The 19,038-nt window shown below is 70.9% G+C and carries 19 protein-coding genes and 1 tRNA gene; 13 read left to right on the forward strand and 7 right to left on the reverse strand.

What is annotated here, in order from left to right:
• Positions 1-17: 17 nt before the first annotated feature.
• The 3 genes from BM314_RS24455 to BM314_RS24465 are packed head-to-tail and all read right to left on the reverse strand — an operon-like array spanning position 18 to position 2,379.
• Positions 18-1,451: a 4Fe-4S binding protein gene (locus BM314_RS24455; protein WP_091980836.1), complete on the reverse strand. Its 1,434-nt coding sequence runs from the start codon at positions 1,449-1,451 to the stop codon at positions 18-20.
• Positions 1,448-1,798: a cupredoxin domain-containing protein gene (locus BM314_RS24460; protein WP_091980900.1), complete on the reverse strand. Its 351-nt coding sequence runs from the start codon at positions 1,796-1,798 to the stop codon at positions 1,448-1,450. Before BM314_RS24460 ends, BM314_RS24455 begins: the two co-directional genes overlap by 4 nt.
• 17 nt (positions 1,799-1,815) lie before the next feature.
• On the reverse strand, positions 1,816-2,379 hold the full coding sequence (locus BM314_RS24465; RefSeq protein WP_210187354.1) for an iron transporter: 564 nt from the start codon (positions 2,377-2,379) through the stop codon (positions 1,816-1,818).
• Positions 2,380-2,732: 353 nt separating this feature from the next.
• Between BM314_RS24465 and BM314_RS24470 the strand changes: the two genes are divergently transcribed.
• On the forward strand, positions 2,733-4,856 hold the full coding sequence (locus tag BM314_RS24470) for a carbohydrate porin (RefSeq protein ID WP_170868173.1): 2,124 nt from the start codon (positions 2,733-2,735) through the stop codon (positions 4,854-4,856).
• A gap of 148 nt (positions 4,857-5,004) precedes the next feature.
• Here BM314_RS24470 and lipB read toward each other — a convergent pair whose 3' ends face one another.
• Positions 5,005-5,736, reverse strand: a complete 732-nt coding sequence (lipB, locus tag BM314_RS24475) for a lipoyl(octanoyl) transferase LipB (RefSeq protein WP_091980842.1) — start codon at positions 5,734-5,736, stop codon at positions 5,005-5,007.
• A gap of 89 nt (positions 5,737-5,825) precedes the next feature.
• On the opposite strand from lipB, the gene BM314_RS24480 reads away from it, so the two are divergent.
• Together BM314_RS24480 and BM314_RS24485 are read left to right on the forward strand one after the other, a co-directional pair.
• Entirely contained in the window at positions 5,826-6,131 is a 306-nt protein-coding gene (locus tag BM314_RS24480) for a FliM/FliN family flagellar motor switch protein (protein WP_091927727.1), read from the forward strand.
• A gap of 118 nt (positions 6,132-6,249) precedes the next feature.
• Positions 6,250-6,334, forward strand: a tRNA-Leu gene (locus tag BM314_RS24485).
• 230 nt (positions 6,335-6,564) lie between these two features.
• On the opposite strand, the gene BM314_RS24490 is transcribed toward BM314_RS24485, so the two are convergent.
• Entirely contained in the window at positions 6,565-7,542 is a 978-nt protein-coding gene (locus BM314_RS24490) for a helix-turn-helix domain-containing protein (protein WP_020095632.1), read from the reverse strand.
• Between the two features lie 590 nt (positions 7,543-8,132).
• On the opposite strand from BM314_RS24490, the gene BM314_RS24495 reads away from it, so the two are divergent.
• The gene (locus tag BM314_RS24495) at positions 8,133-9,683 is read left to right on the forward strand and encodes a DEAD/DEAH box helicase (RefSeq protein WP_020095631.1); all 1,551 of its coding nucleotides are present in this window, start codon (positions 8,133-8,135) and stop codon (positions 9,681-9,683) included.
• A gap of 170 nt (positions 9,684-9,853) precedes the next feature.
• On the opposite strand, the gene BM314_RS24500 is transcribed toward BM314_RS24495, so the two are convergent.
• On the reverse strand, positions 9,854-11,992 hold the full coding sequence (locus BM314_RS24500) for a molybdopterin-containing oxidoreductase family protein (protein WP_091980845.1): 2,139 nt from the start codon (positions 11,990-11,992) through the stop codon (positions 9,854-9,856).
• Between the two features lie 228 nt (positions 11,993-12,220).
• Here BM314_RS24500 and BM314_RS24505 point away from each other — a divergent pair, with 228 nt between their 5' ends.
• From BM314_RS24505 to BM314_RS24515, 4 genes are all read left to right on the forward strand, one after another.
• The gene (locus BM314_RS24505; protein ID WP_026605317.1) at positions 12,221-12,406 is read left to right on the forward strand and encodes a YegP family protein; all 186 of its coding nucleotides are present in this window, start codon (positions 12,221-12,223) and stop codon (positions 12,404-12,406) included.
• Positions 12,407-12,568: 162 nt separating this feature from the next.
• On the forward strand, positions 12,569-12,838 hold the full coding sequence (locus tag BM314_RS24510) for a hypothetical protein (RefSeq protein ID WP_020095628.1): 270 nt from the start codon (positions 12,569-12,571) through the stop codon (positions 12,836-12,838).
• Positions 12,839-12,987: 149 nt separating this feature from the next.
• On the forward strand, positions 12,988-13,125 hold the full coding sequence (locus BM314_RS30750) for a hypothetical protein (protein ID WP_165923092.1): 138 nt from the start codon (positions 12,988-12,990) through the stop codon (positions 13,123-13,125).
• A 26-nt stretch (positions 13,126-13,151) separates the two neighbouring features.
• Positions 13,152-13,604 (forward strand): acyl-CoA thioesterase, encoded by a 453-nt coding sequence (locus BM314_RS24515; RefSeq protein ID WP_091980846.1) that lies wholly within the window; start codon positions 13,152-13,154, stop codon positions 13,602-13,604.
• Here the strand turns inward: BM314_RS24515 and BM314_RS24520 are convergent.
• Positions 13,597-14,136 carry a superoxide dismutase family protein gene (locus BM314_RS24520; protein WP_020095625.1) on the reverse strand — a complete coding sequence of 180 codons (540 nt, stop codon included), beginning with the start codon at positions 14,134-14,136 and terminating at the stop codon, positions 13,597-13,599. The two genes, BM314_RS24515 and BM314_RS24520, sit on opposite strands and share 8 nt — an antisense overlap.
• 109 nt (positions 14,137-14,245) lie before the next feature.
• Between BM314_RS24520 and BM314_RS24525 the strand changes: the two genes are divergently transcribed.
• The 5 genes from BM314_RS24525 to BM314_RS31060 all read left to right on the forward strand — a co-directional run bounded on the left by BM314_RS24525 (position 14,246) and on the right by BM314_RS31060 (position 19,033).
• A complete protein-coding gene (locus BM314_RS24525; RefSeq protein ID WP_091980849.1) occupies positions 14,246-15,025 on the forward strand; it encodes a TlyA family RNA methyltransferase in 780 nt (259 codons plus the stop codon).
• Positions 15,022-16,287, forward strand: coding sequence for a class I SAM-dependent RNA methyltransferase (locus tag BM314_RS24530; protein ID WP_091980851.1), 1,266 nt, complete (start codon positions 15,022-15,024; stop codon positions 16,285-16,287). Before BM314_RS24525 ends, BM314_RS24530 begins: the two co-directional genes overlap by 4 nt.
• Positions 16,288-16,340: 53 nt before the next feature.
• Positions 16,341-16,613 carry a hypothetical protein gene (locus tag BM314_RS24535; protein WP_091683006.1) on the forward strand — a complete coding sequence of 91 codons (273 nt, stop codon included), beginning with the start codon at positions 16,341-16,343 and terminating at the stop codon, positions 16,611-16,613.
• Between the two features lie 491 nt (positions 16,614-17,104).
• On the forward strand, positions 17,105-18,259 hold the full coding sequence (locus BM314_RS31055; protein ID WP_244540025.1) for a methyl-accepting chemotaxis protein: 1,155 nt from the start codon (positions 17,105-17,107) through the stop codon (positions 18,257-18,259).
• A 138-nt stretch (positions 18,260-18,397) separates the two neighbouring features.
• Positions 18,398-19,033 carry a methyl-accepting chemotaxis protein gene (locus tag BM314_RS31060; protein WP_244540026.1) on the forward strand — a complete coding sequence of 212 codons (636 nt, stop codon included), beginning with the start codon at positions 18,398-18,400 and terminating at the stop codon, positions 19,031-19,033.
• Positions 19,034-19,038 lie beyond the last annotated feature (5 nt).

Genomic DNA, 19,038 nt, shown 5'->3' on the forward strand with positions numbered 1-19,038 from the left:
CGCGCGCGGACCGCGCGCTACCAGATCCAGAACAGGAGCACCCAGTTGGCCACCGAGAGGGCGGCCGCCCCGGCGATGCAGGCCGAGGCCGCCACCCGGCGGAGGCCGCCGGCGGCGAGACCCGCCACCCGCCAGGCCAGCCAGACGCTCCACAGGCTGGCGCCGGCGAGCAGGCCCGCGCGGATCTCCGCCACGTAGGGGATCACGATGCCGTCGCCGCGCAGGAACGTCACGGTGAGCGCCGACAGGCCCAGGAACACGCCGCAGCCCGCGACCGGGATCAGCGTCTGGGTCAGGTGGTGGAAGCGCCGGAGCGACCAGCCGCCGAGGCTCAGGGTCGCGAGCGCCACGATCCCCGATAGGGCGAGCCCGAGGACGAGCGTCGCGGCGCCGATGTAGGCCAGCAGCAGCCCGCCGTCGAGGAGCGTCATGACGTCGTTGCGGTCGGGGTAGTTCGTCAGCACGAACCAGGGCGCCGAGTGCTCCAGGGGCCACGTCGTCCCGCGCTCGATGAGCCACGTGGCCGCCCATTGCTTGGCATCGACGAACCAGGGGCTCGAGGACCACTGAAAGGCGCCCACCGCCAACGCCAGCATGCCGAACAGGATCAGCATGGTCTGGTCGAGGCTGGGCTCCGCGCCGGCCACGTGGACGATCTCGTGGTTGGGCGAGCGCAGGGCGAGGCGCACGGCGCCGCGGTGGCCGCTGCAGCGGCCGCACATGTGGCAGGCGCCCGCGCCGCGCATGGTCTTGACCGGCACGAGGGGCGCGCAGTTGAAGGACTCGGTGCCGCCGACGGGTTTGGGCGAGTCCGCCCAGGCGGCGCGGTCGACCTGGAAGCTCACCGGCGCGAGCTTCGACAGCACCGCGAAGACGCCGTTGACCGGGCAGAGGTAGCGGCACCAGACGCGCTTGTTGCGCCCGTACAGCAGCCCGACCACGATCGCCGCCAGGGTCGAGCCGCCGAGCACCGCGAGGACCGGCTTCGGGTAGCCGTAGACGCTGGTCATCTGCCCGTAGACGGTGGTTCCGGCGAAGGCCACGAACGGCCAGCCCTGCCAGGTGATCCAGCGCGGCACGGCGTAGCCGCGGCTCCACCGGCTCGCGAACTCGCTGAGGGCCCCCTCCGGGCAGAGCACGCCGCACCAAGCTCGGCCGACCAGCACCATGCTGACCAGCACGAATGGCCACCAGATCCCCCAGAAGGCGAACTGCGCGGCGAGCGTCAGGTTGGTCCAGATGTGGGCGGCGTTGTCGGGCAGCGGCAGCAGGGCCGGCACGATCACCAGCACCGCGTAGACGGCGACGATCAGCCACTGCACGGACCGGATGATCCAGCCGTACCGGCGCAGCGCGTCGCCGAACCGGGCGAGCCGCGCGTCGACCGCGGAGCGGCGCGGTGTGACGTCGGCGAGGGCCAGGGAGCCGGGCGCTGTCGTGGACGCGCTCATTTGGCCACCAGGGTCGCCTTCGCTTCCGGGTGGAAATCGTCGAACACTTGGTAGGTGCCGGCATCGAGGGTGCGGAACACGATCGCCGAGGTCGAGCCAGCGGCCAGCGCCTTCTCGCGGCGCAGTTCCGTGCTCTCGAACTCCACCGGCGTCTGGCCGGTGTTCGAGATCTCGAGCTTGAATCGGGTGTTGGCCGGAACCTCGATCACCGTCGGGATGATCACGCCGTCGCGCATCTCCACCTTGATGACCGGCATGTCGTCCGCCCGCGCGGGCACGGCGGCCGACGCGGCGGCGACCAGCAGCAGCGGTAGGGCTCGGACGAGGGAGCGCGGCAGGCGGGACACGGGCAGCTCCGGCACTCTCAGTAGGCGCCCTTCTTGCCGACGCCGGCGAAGGTGAAGTCCTGGGTGATCTCGAAGGGCTCGAACCACGGGCCGACGCCCGTCTCCTTGTCGACGTGGCGGCCGAAATGGCTGTCCTTGCCGGGCGGCGCGACGGTGACCTTCAGACGGTAGCGACCCGGGCCGAACAGCTTGACGTTGTCGCCGTAATGCGGCCCGTCGTTGGCGACCATCGGCATCAGCATGCCCGACACCGTCTGGTCGGTGGGCTTGTCGCCGTCGAGCTTCACCGCCTCGAAGCGGACGTCGAGCGCCGGCACCCAGTCCCCTTCCGCGAAGCCGTTGCGGTTGTCCTTGGCGGCGCGGATATCGGTCTCGAGGTGGATGTCCGACTTGGCGGCCTCGCGCATCATGCCGGGCGGATCCATCTCGATCGGCTGCAGATAGATGGCCGCGACCTCCAGGCCGTTGCGCGTCACGTGCGGACCGATCGGCACCTCCTTGGCGGCCGCGGCACCGGCGAACGCCAGGAGCGAGGCCGCGGCGAGGCCGCGGAGAACCGGGAGGATGTGCGAGGCGTGCATGCGACCGCACATAATCCAGGCCGCGGGAAGTTCAAACCGGAATCGCACGACAGTCAAATAATAACAATTCTAATCTGCCGGTCAGCCGCATCGACATTACGGTATTCGCATGTCTTTGCATCGAAAAAGGTCGATCCCGGGGCACTTTCACGAAGCTATTCGCGGTGCGATGCCCTCTGGATCTTGACGAATCCAACGCGGGCTGGATCGTCACGCCAGTGCCATGCGACGAACCGAGGATGCGGGGCAGCAAGGCCATGGATCGCACGATGGCCCGCGATCACGAGCGCGCGACCCGGCTTGCGCGGCCCCGTGCCGCGTTTTAGCAAATGCTATACTTTTCTGTGAGTCGGATGAGATCCCGTTCCGTGTCCCTAGTTCGCACCGCGGCGCTCGTCCTAACCGTCCCTCTCCTCGCGCCCGCCGCCGCGCGGGCGGCCGACATCTCCCCGCTGCGCCCCGCCGAGGCGCCGTCCTACACCGACTGGTCGGGGGGCTATGTCGGCCTCGAGGGCAGTGCCGGCGGGTCGTACGGCGCCTACAATTTCGGTCCGACGACGATCGGCGCCCGGCCGGTCCCGGCCTTCAAGAGCGGCGATTCCACCGGCCGCAGCGACCAGGGCAAGAACGCCACGACGGCGGTCGGCGGCCTGTTCGGCGGCTGGAACTGGCAGGCCGGGCCGTGGGTCTACGGCGTCGAGGCGAGTCTCGACGCGGCGAATCTGAAGCGGCCCGTCCCCTCGACGATCGCGGGCTTCGGCTACGCGGACGTGGACCCGGCCTTCAACATCGTGCGCGCCAAGACGGATCTCTACGGCACCTTGCGCGCCCGGCTCGGCTACAGCTTCGACCGCTACCTGATCTACGGCACCTTCGGCCTCGCAGGGGCGAACGCACGCATCCTGGCGAATTACCCGGACCTCGACACGGGCGGCCAGACCACCGCGCGGCGGGACCTCGGCTACGTCGGCTTCACCCTCGGCGCGGGCGTGCAGTACGCCATCACCGACAGCCTCGCGCTGGGCATCGACTACCGCTACATCGATCTCGGAGGCAGCCGGCGCTTCCCGCTGGGCACGGTGCCCGGCGACGCGGGCGGGCCGGTCACGACCCGGGCGCGCTTCACGTCCAACGAGTTGTTCGCGCGGCTGATGTGGTTTCCGGACGGGCTGAAGGTCTCCCCGGACCGGGACGAGACCGCCCCGCACGATCCCGACAACGGCGATACCGGCCGCTTCTCGCTCCACGGCCAGACGACGCTGATTGCGCAGGGCGTTCCCGGCTTCCGCTCGCCCTACGATGGTGCGCAGAGCCTGATCCCCCATCAGGCCCGGCAGACCACGACGGCCACGATCTTCCTCGGCCTCAAGCTCACCGATAGCACCGAGGTCTACTACAATCCCGAGTTCAGCCAGGGCTTCGGCCTGTCGCGGACGCTGGGCGTCGCCGGCTTCGTCAACGGCGAGGCGCAGAAGGCCGGCGCCCCGTTCCCGAAGCTGCGCTCGAACCGCTACTACGTGAAGCAGACCTTCGGGCTGGGCGGCGAGACCGTCGAGGTACCGGACGGCCCGAACCAAGTGGCCACCCGCTACGACGCCGAGCGGATCACGCTGATCGCCGGCAAGTTCGCGCTGGGCGACTTCTTCGACGGCAACATCTACGCGCACGACCCGCGCGTGGACTTCTTCAACTGGTCGCTCTGGGGTGCCTCGGCCTGGGATTTCCCGGCCAATCTCCCGGGCTTCACGCAGGGCGTCTACGCCGAGTACAACCGCCCCGAATTCGCGATCCGCGCCGCCTACACGCAGGTGCCCAAGGAGCCGTCGAGCGACGTGCTCGACCCGCGGGTGTTCCGGCGCGCGGGGCTGAACGTCGAGTTCGAGGAGCGGCACGTGCTCCCGTGGCTGGAGCAGCCCGGCAAGATCCGCATCGGGCTGTTCTCGAATGTGGGCGTCTCGGCCAACAACCGCGACGTCGTCACCCTGACCCAGCTCGGCCTGTTCGACGACATCAACGACGCCGTCGCGGCGACGCGGCGCCCCCGGCGCAAGACCGGCGGCTACATCAACCTGGAGCAGGCGCTGACGCCCGAACTCGGGCTGTTCGCCCGGGCGAGCCTGAACGACGGGCGCACCGAGAACATCTCGTTCACCGACATCGACCGGAGCTTCTCCGGCGGCCTGTCGCTGAAGGGCAAGGCCTGGGACCGCCCCGACGACACGGTCGGCATCGGCGCCGCAATGAACGGGCTCTCGCCCTCGCACCGGGCCGCCTTCGCGGCCGGGTATCTCGGGCTGCTGATCGGCGACGGGCGCCTCAAATACGGTACCGAGCGCGCGCTGGAGACCTACTACGCCCTGAACCTCACGAAGTTCGTCACGCTGACCTTCGACTACCAATTCATCGACAATCCCGGATACAATCGCGACCGCGGGCCGGCGCACTTCTTCGCCTCGCGGCTGCACGCCGATTTCTGATCGGCGCCGGTGAGACGGCCTCCGACCGGAGCGTTCGGACGCTATGCGTATTCGCAAGCGAAGCGATCCGGTCCGGGCTCCGGACGACACGCACCCTGGGTCGCTGCGCTCGCGACGACGGCGGCATCGCCCGATGGCGCGGCCCTGCTCACTCCGCCACCTCGATCGCGGTCGCCCCGAAGATCGCCTCGAAGGCGGCGCGGAGCTGCATGTCGACTTCGGCCATGCTCACCGGCAGGCCGAGATCGACGAGGCTCGTCACGCCGTGCTCCCGGACGCCGCACGGCACGATGCCGTCGAAATGCGCGAGGTCGGGCTCCACGTTCAGGCTGATGCCGTGGAAGCTGACCCAGCGGCGGACCCGGATGCCGATCGCCGCGATCTTGTCTTCGACGCCGGGCCCCTTCTCGGGCCGGCGCACCCAGACGCCGACCCGGTCCTCGCGGCGCTCGGCGCGGACGTTGAAGGCGGCCAGCGTCTCGATCAGCCACGCCTCCAGGCTCGCCACGTAGGCGCGCAGGTCGCGGCTGCGCCGGTCGAGGTCGAGCATCACGTAGGCCACCCGCTGGCCGGGACCGTGATAGGTGTACTGCCCGCCCCGCCCCGTCGCGTGGACCGGGAACCGGTCCGGCGCGACGAGATCCTCCGGCCGGGCCGACGTGCCCGCCGTGTAGAGCGGCGGGTGCTCCAGCAGCCAGACGCATTCGGGCGCCGCGCCGCGGGCGATCGCCTCCGCGCGCGCCTCCATCCAGGCGAGGGCGGCGGCGTAATCCACTGCCGCGTCGCTCACGCGCCAGCCCACCAGGCCGGCGACCGGATCGGTGCCGGGCCGCTTCGGGAAGGCGGGCGGGCTGACCGTGAGGCGGGGCGCGTTTACCAAGAGTTCACCATCCTGCGTCGATGGTCGAAGCCTTCAACATCCGCGGCCGGCGGTTGCAAGGTTCCGGCTGCGAGACGGGATGGCGGACGGTGGCGGTCTTCGAGACCCTGAAGGTCGATCTGACGGTGGTGCTGGGCCGGGCCCGCATGCCGCTGCACATGCTCCTCCGGATGGGCCGCGGCGCCGTGATCGAGCTCGAAGCCAGCGACAGCGACATGGTCGAGATCCTGGCCAACGACCACCCGATCGCGCGCGGGCAGATCGTGGTGACGGGCGACCGCATCTCCGTGGAGGTGACCGAGCTGATCCGCAAGGCGGCCTCGATCGTCGAACCGGGCGTCAGCATCGGCGACGGCGCGGCGCCTTTCCTGGACGGCGGCTACGATTCCCCGTGACTGCGCTTGTCGGCGGCGGGACGATCTGTTATCCGCTGCGCCGCGCGACACGAAAGCGGCCCCGGGTTCTCCCGCGGCGCGCGACGGTCGAGCGAACGGACCGGTCTTCGCGTCCGATGCGGCCATGGCGGAATTGGTAGACGCGCTAGCTTGAGGTGCTAGTCCCGAGAGGGGTGGAGGTTCGAGTCCTCTTGGCCGCACCACATTGTTTCGGTTGCCCGGACCTGCGGCAACCCGGATGTGGTGCATGACAGGGCGGTGCGCCGCCGATCACGATACACCATTATCTGAGCCGACGCGCCGGGTCGCGACGCGCGTGCCGTTCGCACGCCGGGCGCAGGCGCCTGCGCCCGGCCAGGGGTTGCGCGAGAACCGCGCGCATCATTCCGCGCCGGGACGTCGCGGGATCGGCGGAGGCCGGCCACCGTCCCGATCAGGGAGCCGACGGAGCACCGGAAGCCCGCAGCAGGGCGGCCTCCCTGTACTCGCGCGGGGTCAGGCCGTGGCGGTCCTTGAACCGGCGGGAGAAGTGCGCCTGGCTGGTGAACCCGCAGCCGTAGGCGAGCATCCCGATCGACAGGTGCAGGCAGGCTGGGTCGGACAGCCGCTTGGCCGCCGCCGCCAGCCGGCGCTCCCAGATCCAGTCGGAGATGTGCTGGCCGCGCTCGTGGAACAGCTCCTGGAGCCGGCGCAGCGAGACCCCCGTGGCGGCCGCGAGCTGGGGCGGGTCCAGTCCCGGATCGTCCAGATGGGCCTCGACATGCGCCTTCGCGCGCTGAACGACGACGCTGCCGTGGACGGGGCGAGGCACATCCTGCGCGAGCCGCTCGGCGAGGCTCGCCACGATCAGGTCGACCGCGATCGCCGACATGCGCTCGGCGGCGTCGGGCGTGAGCTGGTGCCGCACCCGGATCAGGTCGTGGATGAAGCCGGTCGCCAGCGTGGCCGAGGCGAGGTCCGCCCCGACCGACAGGCCGGTGTAGAGCCGTGTCGAGCCGAGCACGCCTTCCAGGCGCTCCCGCGGCAGCTCCAGGAACAGGGCCTGGCTGTCCCTGTGGGTCGTCAGCACGGAGGGGCGATGGTCGAGCACGACCATGTCGCCCGGCCGCTGCACGGCCTCCCGGCCGTCCTGAACGCTCGTCGACAGGCCCGCGAGCTTGAACAGCACCACGACCATCCCGGCCCTGTCGTGGCGCCGGGCCGCGCTGGGCGTCGTCTCGCATCGCAGGGCGCTCTGCGTCAGGCGCGAGAGGTACAGCGCGCCGATCTCCGCGACGTCGAGCCTGCCCCGGAACGGCCCGTCGTCGAGGCGCTCGACCTCGATCGGCACGAGCCGCTCCCCAAGAAGGTCTCGCCAGAGCTTGAAGCCGCTCCGGGGGTGGAGACCCTCCGTCGAAAACACTGTCTGCATAGGCAATATCTGAAGTCGCGGCCGCGCCGTTCGGCCGCGCAGCGATCGTTGGATACCGATCGCTGCGTATCTTTAGATACACTTTCACGCTCGGACGATCCAACAATACCGTCAATTCCGAAACAATTATATCTCAACGGACAGATCAGAGGCGATCCTCGGTCACAACGACGATAAACGCCCGCCCCGACCACATCGGGAAGACGGGATCGACACGTATCGGCAGCCGAGCCGCGTCTTCGGGCGATCCCGAGTGCACGGGGCACAGCACCGTCGGACGAGCGCCCGCTGTTCACCGGCGCGACGGCGGCGCTCAGCCTGAGCGGACCGCAACCCGGCCCTGCATTGACTTCGCAGCCGCACACACGCATATCGGCGATGCAGCGTCAGCGGCCGCCACGGCCCGCTTGAGGGGGCTGCGTGACGGATCGGGCGCCACCCGGCGTGATCCGGCCCCCCTCTTCATAACGTGCATGCACCCGGGCCGCCCCATCACGCGGGCTGCCCCCTGCCAACGGACCGGCTCATACACGGCACAGCTCGCGATCGACGCGAGGCGCCCGGTCGGCCCTGCTGCATCGGATACATCCTTGACCCAATTCACCGATTTCGGCCTCGCCCAGCCCGTGCTGCGGGCGCTCAGCGAGGCCGGCTACGTCGCGCCGACCCCGATCCAGGCCCAGGCGATCCCGCCGGCCATGGCGGGCCGCGACCTCTGCGGCATCGCCCAGACCGGCACCGGCAAGACCGCGGCCTTCGCGCTGCCGATCCTGCACCGCCTCTCGCTCTCGGACCGCCGCGCGCCGCGCCGCGGCTGTCGGGTGCTGGTGCTCTCGCCGACCCGCGAGCTCGCCAACCAGATCGCCGAGTCGTTCACCGATTATGGCCGGCACCTGTCCTACACCACGACGGTGGTGTTCGGCGGCGTCACCATCAGCCGCCAGGAGCGGGCGCTGGCGCCGGGCGTCGACGTCCTCGTCGCCACCCCCGGCCGGCTGATCGACCTCGTCGACCGCCGCTCGCTGACCCTGGAGGGCGTCGAGATCCTCGTCCTCGACGAGGCCGACCAGATGCTCGATCTCGGCTTCATCCACGCCCTCAAGCGCATCGTGAAGATGCTGCCGCAGAAGCGCCAGAGCCTGTTCTTCTCGGCCACCATGCCCAAGAACATCGCGGGCCTGGCGTCCCAGTACCTCACCGATCCGGTCCAGGTCGCGGTGACGCCGGTCGCCACCACGGCCGAGCGGGTCGAGCAGGAGGTGATCTTCGTCCATACCGGCGCCAAGCAGGCGCTGCTGGGGCACATCCTGCGCGATCCGGCGATCGAGCGCGTGCTCGTCTTCACCCGGACGAAGCACGGGGCGGACCGGGTCGTGCGCGGCCTCGACAAAGTCGGCATCGCGGCTGCCGCGATCCACGGCAACAAGAGCCAGCCCCAGCGCGAGCGGGCGCTGGCCGCCTTCAAGGACGGCTCCTGCCGGGTCCTGGTCGCCACCGACATCGCGGCCCGCGGCATCGACGTCGAGGGCGTGAGCCACGTGGTCAATTTCGACCTGCCGAACGTGCCGGAGAGCTACGTCCACCGGATCGGCCGCACGGCCCGCGCCGGCGCCGACGGCCTCGCCATCTCGTTCTGCAACGACGAGGAGAAGGCCTACCTGCGCGACATTGAGCGCGTGACCCGGCAGAAGGTCCCGGTGGCGGGCTTCCCCGAGGGCTTCACCCCGCCGTCCCGCCAGGAGGCCGCCGAGATCGCCCGCGAGGAGGAGCGCCGGCCCGAGCGTCCGCAGCAGCGCCCCGGCGGCGGCCGCCAGGGCCAGCGGCCCCGGCAGCAGCAGGGCCGTCCCCAGCAGGGCCGGCCCGAGGGCGGCCGCGGCTTCGGCGGTCCCGGCCAGGGCGCGCCCCGGCAGGGCCGACCCCAGGACGGCCGCGGCGACAACCGCGGTGACAATCGCGGCCACGCCCCGCAGGGCCGCGACGCCCGCGCGGACCGGCCCGCCCGCCCGCAGGGCGAGCGCCCGAATCAGGGTCGCCCGAGCCGCGACGCCCGGCCCCAGCGCGCCGATGCCCGTCCGCGCAGCGGCGGTGGCGGCGGCGAGGGTCGCAGCATCGGCTGGCTGGAGCGGGCGCCCCGTTCCTGAGCGAAGATGGCCTGAGTGACGATCGAGCCGCCCGGGACGGATCCGTCCCGGGCGGCTTCGTTTCCGGTGATCGCGCCGGACGAGTGGCGAAACCGCAACCGGATGACGGTTCGACCCTCCGTGTGAACCCGGCGCGGCGATCGGGAGCGGATCGCCGCGCGCGGAGCCGTTCAGTTCGCCCGTGAGACCTCGACGAGGTTGTCGGAGAACGAGGGCGCGTGGCCCATATCGGTGAAGGCGCCGGACGAGATGCTGTTCACCGTGCCCTCGTTGAGCTGGCGCCAGTAGCCCAGCGTCGCCACCACGATCCCGGCCTTCACGTCGTCGGTGATGCGGGCCACGCCCTTGAAGGCGCCGCGGTCGTTGGCGACCTGCACCCGGTCGCCGTCCCGGATGCCGCGCGCGTCGGCGTCGGCTTGGCTGATCATCACGAACTGCTCGCCCTGGCCCTTCTGCTTGTCCTCCATGTTGGCGTAGCAGGAGTTCAGGAAGTAGTGGCTCTTGGGCGAGACGATGTTGAGCGGGTAGCGCTTGGCGAGTTCGGGATCGTTCGTGTGCGACTCGCGCGGGCCGAGGTAGTCCGGCAGCGGGTCGAGCGCCTCGCCAGGCTGGAAGCCCTCGTACATCTGCCGGAACGGCGGGGCGACGAAGTTCGTGGCACCCTCCACCTTCAGCATGCACTTGCCGGTCGGTGTCGGGAAGTTCCCCTCCCGGTGCGGCGCCCGGTCGTCCGGCGTGCCCACCTTCAGCCGCGCGAAGCCGTGCTCGCGCATGTACTGGAGGTCGATGCCCTCGCAGGCCGGCGATGACCAGTCGACGTAGTGCTCAAGGCACTCGCTGTCGCTCCACTTGAAGTTCTCCTCCTCGAAGCCGAGCCGGGCGGCCAGCCGGCGGAAGATCTCGTTGTTGGGGATCGCCTCACCCGGCGCCTCGGCGCACTTGGTGTTGTAGGTCAGGTAGAGGTGCCCCCAGGAGAGGATCATGTCCTCCATCTCGGCGCCCATGGTGGCGGGCAGCAGGATGTCGGCGTAGGAGGCCGTGTCCGAGATGAAGTGCTCGGCCGAGACCATGAACAGGTCCTCGCGCATCAGCCCCTCGACGATCTTGTCGGTCTCGGGCGCCTGCGTCACGGGGTTCGAGTTCCAGCACATCATCGACATGATCGGCGGGTCGAGCTGCATCTCGCCGGTGAGCGCCCGGCCGATCTGAAGGTTCGAGACAACCCGGGTGCCCTCCGGGATCAGGTCCGGGCGGCAGATGACGTCGAACTTGTACGGGTGCTCCCAGACGCCGAACTGCGTGATGCCGCCGCCGACATGGCGCCACGCGCCGGTCAGCGCCGGGATGCAGGTCACCGCCCGGATGGTCTGGCCGCCGCCGTAGTGCCGCTCCAGCGCCACGCCGATGCGGATGCCCACCGGCTGCTCGGTCGCCATCTCGCGGGCGAGCTTCCGGATGTCGTCGGCGGAGACGCCGGTGATCGCCGCGGCCCATTCGGGCGTGCGCGTGCTGGCCCGCTCCTTCAGCTCCGCGAAGCCGACCGTGTGGTTGTCGACGTAGTCCTGGTCGACGAGGCCCTGTTCGATGATCGAGTTGATCAGCGCCATGGCGAGCGCGCCGTCGGTGCCGGGCTTCGGCGCGATGTGCCAGTCGGCGGCCTTGGCGGTGCGCGACGCGTAGGTGTCGATCACGACAACCTTGGCGCCCTGCTTCTGGGCGTCCTTCACGATCGCCCAGTGGTGCAGGTTGGTGCTGACCGAGTTGCAGGCCCAGATCACGATGTACTTGGAGTGGATGTAGCTGTCCGGGTCGAGGCCCGCGGTCGGGCCGACGGTGAGGAGCCAGGCCGTGCACGAGCCCTCGCCGCAGAAGGTGCGCTCGGTGACGGTGGCGCCCATGCGGTTGAAGAAGGCGTCGCCGCCGTTCAGCCCGTGCACGAGGCCCTGGTTGCCGAGGTAGCTGTAGGGCGCGATGGCCTGCGGCCCGTACTGGTCGATGATCGCCTTCCAGCGCGACACGATGGTGTCCAGCGCCTCGTCCCAGGTGATCCGCTCGAACTGCTTCGAGCCCTTCGGGCCGACGCGCTTCATCGGGTAGAGCAGCCGGTCGGGGTGATAGTGGCGCTTCTCGTAATCCTTCAGCTTCACGCAGAGACCGCCGCGGGTCATCGGGTGGTCCGGGTTGCCGCGCACGCTCAGGAGCTCGCCGCCCTTCACCTCGAACAGCATCGAGCACGTGTCGGGGCAATCGTGCGGGCAGCCTCCGTAGAAGACCTCCGAGTAGGCCTCGGGCTGGACGATCTCGTTCATACTCTCTTCCTCACCGGCCGCGGGCGTCCCGTTATTGTTCAGGCGTCCCGGATCCCGATCGGCGAAGCGTACAATGAGAGGAAGAAAAATTCTAACTCGAATCCCGGCGGCCGATCGCGCACGCGCGCCGCTCGGTGGCCCGTCCGCCCCGCGGCGCCCTCACCGCCCCGCCTTCCCTTGCGCGGGCGCGCCCCCATCTGAGGGATGGAAGAAGCGGGGGCCTGCGACATGCGGTTCGAACTCTACCGGGACGCCAAGGGCGAGTGGCGCTGGCGCCTGCGGGCGCGCAACGGCGAGGTGATCGCCGATTCGGGCGAAGGCTATGTCCGCCGCGAGGATTGCGAGCACGGCATCGCGTTGGTCCGCCAGAGCGCCGAGGCGCGCATCGAGGACATGACGACGAAGATCGCCTGACCCCGCGCGTCTCAACCCGCGGTCAACCCTGTCCGAAACGTCGCAGCGGTTAAGCTGCAACGCTTCCGCTCGCCCACGCGTTGCAGCGGTTCGGACCGAGCGGAGCCCGTCGCCCTGCGCGGTTCGTCGACCAGGACGAATGACACAAAGGGAGTCGAGACCGTGCTGAGGAAATTCCTGCTCGCGGCCCTGTTGGCGCTGGGCTTCGCGGCCGCGGCGCCGGAGGGCGCGTCCGCCGCGCCCATCGGCCCGGGGCTGGCTCTGCCCGCCGAAGCCGCGCCGGCGGTGGCCGAGAAGGCCCAGTACTACTACCGTCGCCGGTTCTACGGCCCGCGGCCCTACTGGCGCCGCCCGTACTACGGCCGCCGGTTCTACTACGGCCCGCGGCCCTACTACCGTCGTCCCTACTGGCGCCGTCGGTTCTACTACTGATCGGCTCTCCGACCTGACCGGCCCGGCGGCTCCAGCGAGCCGCCGGGCTTTTTCACACCCCGATTCGGGGTGCGCGACCGCGAGCCTTGCTTTATCGTGCCGGGAACGGGACCGCCGACGGCAGATCGGCGCGCCCGAGAGGAAGCCCGATGAACGATATTGCGCAACGCGCCGAGCCCGCGGCGGCGACGCCGGACCTCTGGCAATCCATCCCGCTCGAATGCATCCTGAGTGCGGTCGCCGTTCTGCTGGCGGCGGGGCTCAAGCTCGCCGGCGTGATGTCCTGACGGCGTGCGGGGGGCGGATGGACGGCATGCAGCACGTCGCACTCTCACCGGCCGGAGGCGCGCCGCCCGCTGAGGTCGATCTGCCCAAGGGCGATCTCACGGTGCGCACCATCGCCATGCCGGCCGACACCAACGCCAACGGCGACATCTTCGGCGGCTGGGTGCTGTCGCAGATGGACCAGGCCGGCGGCATCGCGGGCGTCGACCGGGCGCAGGGCCGGGTGGTCACCGTGGCGCTGGAATCGATGACTTTCATCCGGCCGGTCCGGGTCGGCGACGTGCTGTGCGTCTACACCCGGGTGTCGCATGTCGGCCGGACCTCGATGAAGATCGAGGTCGAGGCCTGGGCGCGGCGGTTCTGCACCCAGGTCCGCGAGCGGGTCACGCAGGCCACCTTCACCTTCGTGGCCATCGACGAGGCGGGCCGGCCGCGGCCGATCCCGCCGGCTGTGCCGTCCCCGTCCGCGACGGCTACTTGATCACCCCGCAGGCGACGCGGTCGCCGGCGCCGCCGATCGGCTGGGTGTTGTGGTCGTCCTCGTTGGCGTGGATGATCAGCGCCGCGCCGTCGCCGTCCTTCAGGCCGCCCTCGCCGTTCAGCGGCGTCTCGCTCGAGACCTCGGCGTTGGCCGAGCCGTCCTGCGCCGCGTAGAGGTTCGGCAGGTCGCCCTCGTCGGGCCCCTCCGCGTTAAGCAGCCCGTGCTTGCTCTGGTCGTGGTTCACGTGCGCCTTGGAGTTCATGAACTTCGGGTCCGAGCAGTCGCCCACGGCGTGGAAATGCATGCCGTGCCAGCCGGGCGGCAGGCCGCCGGGCTGGATCGTCACGCGCAGGACCAGGGCATTCGCCCCGTCGCGGATCGCCAGCGTGCCGATCGGGTCGCCCTTGGCGTTCTTGATCGGCGCCGTGTAGGTCTCCGCCGGTTTGGCCGCCTCCTTGGGAGGCTCCTGTGCCAGGGCGCCGCCGGCGGCGGCGGTCCCGAGCAGTGCGAGCAGCGGCAGGGTGCGGGTCATGCGGTGGCTCTCCTTTACGGCCCGGTCTAGTTAGGGAGCGCGCCGGCCTTCGACAGGGCGGCGGCCCGAAACCTCCGCCGCAGATCTGCCGGAACCGCACGAAGCCCCGATGACCCGAGACCGGACCAGCCCGGACCGCGCGGCCGCCGCGGACGACCCGTCCCCGCGGCGCGCCGACCTGTACCTCGTGGCGCACGGCCATTTCGAGAGCCGGGCCCGGGCCCAGGCGGCGATCCGCGCCGGCCTCGTGCGGGTCGACGGGCGCCCGCTCGCGCGCGCCTCGGACCCGATCGCCCCGGGGGCCCGGGTCGAGGCGGAACCCGAGCACCCCTACGCGTCCCGCGGCGGCCTCAAGCTCGCCGCCGCGCTGGACGCGTTCGGCGTCGATCCGAAGGGCCGGGTCGCCCTCGACGTCGGCGCCTCGACGGGCGGCTTCACCGACGTGCTGCTCGCCCGCGGCGCCCGCCACGTCCACGCCCTCGACGTGGGCCGGGGCCAGCTCCATCCGCGGCTCGCCGGGGACCCGCGCGTGACCAACCGCGAGGGCACCGACATCCGCGGCCTCGGCCCGGAGGCCCTCGTCCCGCCCCCCGATCTCGCGAGCGTGGACGTGAGCTTCATCGGCCTGCGCCTCGTGCTGCCGGTCCTCCCGGGCCTGTTGAGGCCGGGATCGGCGGTCGTCGCGCTGATCAAGCCGCAATTCGAGGCCGGCCGCGCCCGGGTCGGCCGCGGCGGGCTCGTGCGCGATCCGGCGGTCCACGCCGAGGTCTGCGCGGCCGTCCGCGGGACCCTGGAGGGGCTCGGCGCCGCGATCCTGGGCCTGATCGATTCGCCTGTGCCGGGCGGCGACGGCAACGCCGAGTTCCTGATCGGCGCGAGGTTGCGGTGAGCGAGACAACAGATAGCGAGACGGTCAAGATCCGGGGGCTCGGCGCCCGCGGCGACGGGATCGCCGAGGACGGCACCCCGGTGCCCTACACGCTGCCCGGGGAGCACGCGGAGATCCGCCGCGAGGCGCGCCGCGCCGCGCTGCTCGGCGTCGCGCAGGCCTCGCCCGACCGGGTGGAGCCGTTCTGTCCCTACTACATGCGCTGCGGCGGCTGCCGCACCCAGCACCTCGCACGGGAAGCGGAGCTCGCCTGGAAGCGCGACCTCGTCGCCCAGGCCCTGTCCCAGGCGCGCCTCGACGTGACGCCCGGGCCGGCCGTCGACGCCCACGGGGCGGGCCGCCGCCGCCTTACCCTGCACGTGCGCGAGATCGGCGGCCGGGCCGAGGCCGGGCTGATGGCGGCGCGCAGCCACGCGCTGGTGCCGATCGACCATTGCCCGATCACCGTGCCGGCGCTCCACCCGGCCCCGGAGGTCGCGCGCCGCCTCGCCGCCCCGCTGGGCCACGGGCGCAAGCCCCTCGACGTCGCCGTGACGGCCACCGACCAGGGCCTGGACGTCGACCTGCGCGGTCACGGACCGGTCAGCGCCGGCGTCGGCGCCGCGCTGGTGCGGATCGCCGGCGAACTCGGCCTCGCCCGGCTCTCCCTGCACGGCGAGCGCCTGATGGAGGCCGAGCCTGTCTCGGTCACGGCGGACGGCCCCGCCGCGGCGACGCGCCTCTACCCGGCCCCCGGCGGCTTCCTGCAGGCGACCGCGGCCGGTCAGGCGACGCTCTGCGACCTGACCCTGGCGGCCCTCGGCCCCCGCATCCGGCGCGTCGCCGACCTGTTCGCGGGCTGCGGGCCGCTGACGCTGGCGATCGCCCGGACGGCCGCGGTCCACGCCGTCGAATCCGATGCCGCGGCCCTCGCGGGCCTCGAGCGGGCCGCGCGCGCCGCCGCGGGCCTGCGCAAGATCAGCAGCGAGCGCCGCGACCTGTTCCGCCGGCCCCTGCTACCCCCCGAACTCGACGCCTTCGACGCGGTGGTGTTCGACCCGCCCCGGGCCGGCGCGGAGGCCCAGGCCCGCCAGCTTGCCGCCGCCCGCGTGCCCCTGGTGATCGGCATCGCCTGCGACGCCGGAACCTTCGCGCGGGACGCGGCGACGCTGGTCGCCGGCGGGTACCGGCTGGAGACCGTCACGCCGGTCGACCAGTTCCGCCATTCGGGCCATGTCGAGATGGTCGGGGTGTTCCGGCGCGAGACCGCGCGGCGGCGCTAGGCCACGCAACCGGCGACCACGTTTCCCGTTCTCCCGGCGACGGGAGACCTTCCATGATCCGCGGATTCCTCGGTACCGCGACGCTCGGTGCGCTGAGCCTCGCCCTCATCACCCCGCTCGCGGCGCAGACGCGAGCGCCCGACCAGACCGGCACGGGCGGCGGCCCGGTCTCGACCATCACGGCGCCGAACACCAACAGCCTCGGCGTCACCAAGCCGCCCGGCACGTCCCTCGGCCCCGGCGAGGTGCCGACCCCGGAGCAGCGGCGGCGCGAACGCGCTCTGACCGACAAGATCGAAGGCAGCATCTGCGACGGCTGCAACTGAGATCGGGTCGGGGTCGTTCGGGCCGGGTTCCCGCTCAGACCATCGCCTGTCCGGGTTGCGGTGTTCGACCGGGCCGTGCCCCGCAAACGGCTCTCCCTTCGGCGCGACCTCGGGCGGCGCGGAACTTCAGATCGCGCTCGCTCCGGCCTGCGAGCCCCGCGGGTCCGCCGAGGGGCTTGGCCAAACCGCCGGCTCGATACAGCAGCGACCGGCGAACAGGATTGTTGCCAGCGCATATTTCCATATTGGTTGCAAATATATCCATCTTCATAATCCAATATCCTATCTTCAAGCCAGTCTTTTTGTAGATATACTCCAAATATTGATCTTCATATTCACGGATACGGCGGTCCTTAGAGCGGATCATTGCTCAAAAATCGTGTTCTCGTTTATTGATTCGCAACTTGATGCTTCGTAAGACTTGCGCGTCGCGGGTCCTAGCCTGGGGGCGGCGACGTACAGCCGCGACTTCAAGTGAAGGAAACGCCGCCATGGCCCTCGTGAAGAAAGCCGCCCTGTCGGGATCGCACGCGCAGGTCCGGAAGGGCGAGCCGGCCAGTCTGAGCCAGCTCGGGCGCCTCAACGAGGAGAGCCGGCGCAAGGCCCGGACCTTCGCCAAGCAGCAGAAGGCGGCGGAGCGCATCGCGGCGGCGACAACCCAGCTCGCCAGCGGCGTCGCCGAGGCCTCGTCGGCGGCCGAGGAGCTGCGCAAGGCGATGGAGCAGATCGCCGCCGGCGCCGAGGAGGCGGCCGGGGCCTCCGAGCAGTCGCAGCGCGCCGTCACGACCGTGTCGGAGGCGATCGGCACCGCCCGCACCGAGGCCGAGACCTCGCGCCAGAAATCGGAGGCGCTCCAGGGACTCATCGCCGGCGTGAGCCAGCAGATCCGGCTCAGCGTCGGCTCGATCGCCACGGCGGCCGAGCGTCAGGCGGCCTCGGTCACGCTGATCGTCGAGCTGGAGCGGCAGGCGGCCAATATCGGCGACATCGTCCGCGCCGTCGCTCGCATCGCCGACCAGACCAATCTCCTGGCCCTGAACGCCGCCATCGAGGCGGCCCGGGCCGGCCAGCACGGCAAGGGCTTCGCGGTGGTCGCCGACGAGGTCCGCACCTTGGCGGAGACCTCCGAGCGCAGCGCCCAGGAGATCCAGGCGCTGATCGGCCGGATCCAGGAAGACGTGAAGGTCATCGCCGAGGGCATCAACCGCGCGGCCGAAGGCGCGCGCCAAGAGGTCGCGCGGGGCGAGACGATCACCGCCCAGCTCGAGGCGGTGCGGCAGGCCGTGGTCGAGATCATGCGCGGCGCCGAGACCATCGCCCGGGTGGCCATCGAGTCTGAGAAGGCCGCGGTCGAGGCGCAGAAGGGGTCCGAGCTGATCGCGGCGGCGGCCGAGGAGCAATCCTCCGCCTGCCAGCAATCGCTCAAGACCATCGAGCAGCAGACCACCGCCCTCGGGGAGAGCGAGCAGGCTGCCACCGAGCTCGCGACCCTGGCGGACGAGCTGAAGAACGCCACCGACGTCGGCAAGAGCGCCGAGGAGGTCGCCTCGGCGGCCGAGGAGCTGTCCTCGGCGGTGGAGGAGATTAACCGGGCCGCCGCGCAGATCACCACGGCGCTCGACCAGATCGACCGGGGCGCCCAGTAGCAGACGGCAGCCGCGCAGCAATCGGCGGCCGCGATCGCGCAGATCGAGAAGGGAGCGCTCCTCGCCCAGGACAGCGCACGCGACGCCCTGGAGAAGGGCGGCCTGATCACGAGCCAGCTTCAGGAGGACCGGGCCGCGGTGGACGGATTGGTCGCGGGCGTCGGCAACGCCCTCGCGGAGACCGACCGGAGCCGAGAGCAGATCAACGCCCTGGAGCAGGTGAGCCGGAAGATCGACAAGATCGTCGACGCGATCACCACGGTGGCGATCCAGACCAACATGCTGGCGGTGAACGGCTCGATCGAGGCGGCCCGGGCCGGCGAGTTCGGCAAGGGCTTCATGGTGGTGTCCACCGACATCCGCAACCTCGCCCGGGATTCCTCGGAGAACGCGGAGCGGATCAAGGACCTCGTGAAGGCGATCCAGGACCAGATCGTGGTGGTGCGCCGGGACCTGGAGGCGATCTCCGCGGCGGCCGCCGCCGAGGTCGAGAAGAACCGGGCGATCACCCGCGACCTCGAGACCACCGCCGACGACATGGGCGTGGTGCTCGACGGCAACCGGCAGATCCTCCAGGGCGCCGACCTGATCATCCGCAACGTCGAGGAGGCGAAGCGCGGCGTCGACCAGATCGCCACGGCGGCCCGCCAGGGCGGCCAGGCGGTGAACGAGGCGCAGCAGGCCGCCCGCGAGCAGGCGAACGGCGCGGAGGAACTCGCCGCCGCCATCGAGGAGGTCGCGTCGCTGGCCGACGAACTCCAGAACCAGGACTGAGACGC

This window comes from Methylobacterium sp. 13MFTsu3.1M2, from assembly GCF_900112625.1.
Taxonomy (GTDB): domain Bacteria; phylum Pseudomonadota; class Alphaproteobacteria; order Rhizobiales; family Beijerinckiaceae; genus Methylobacterium.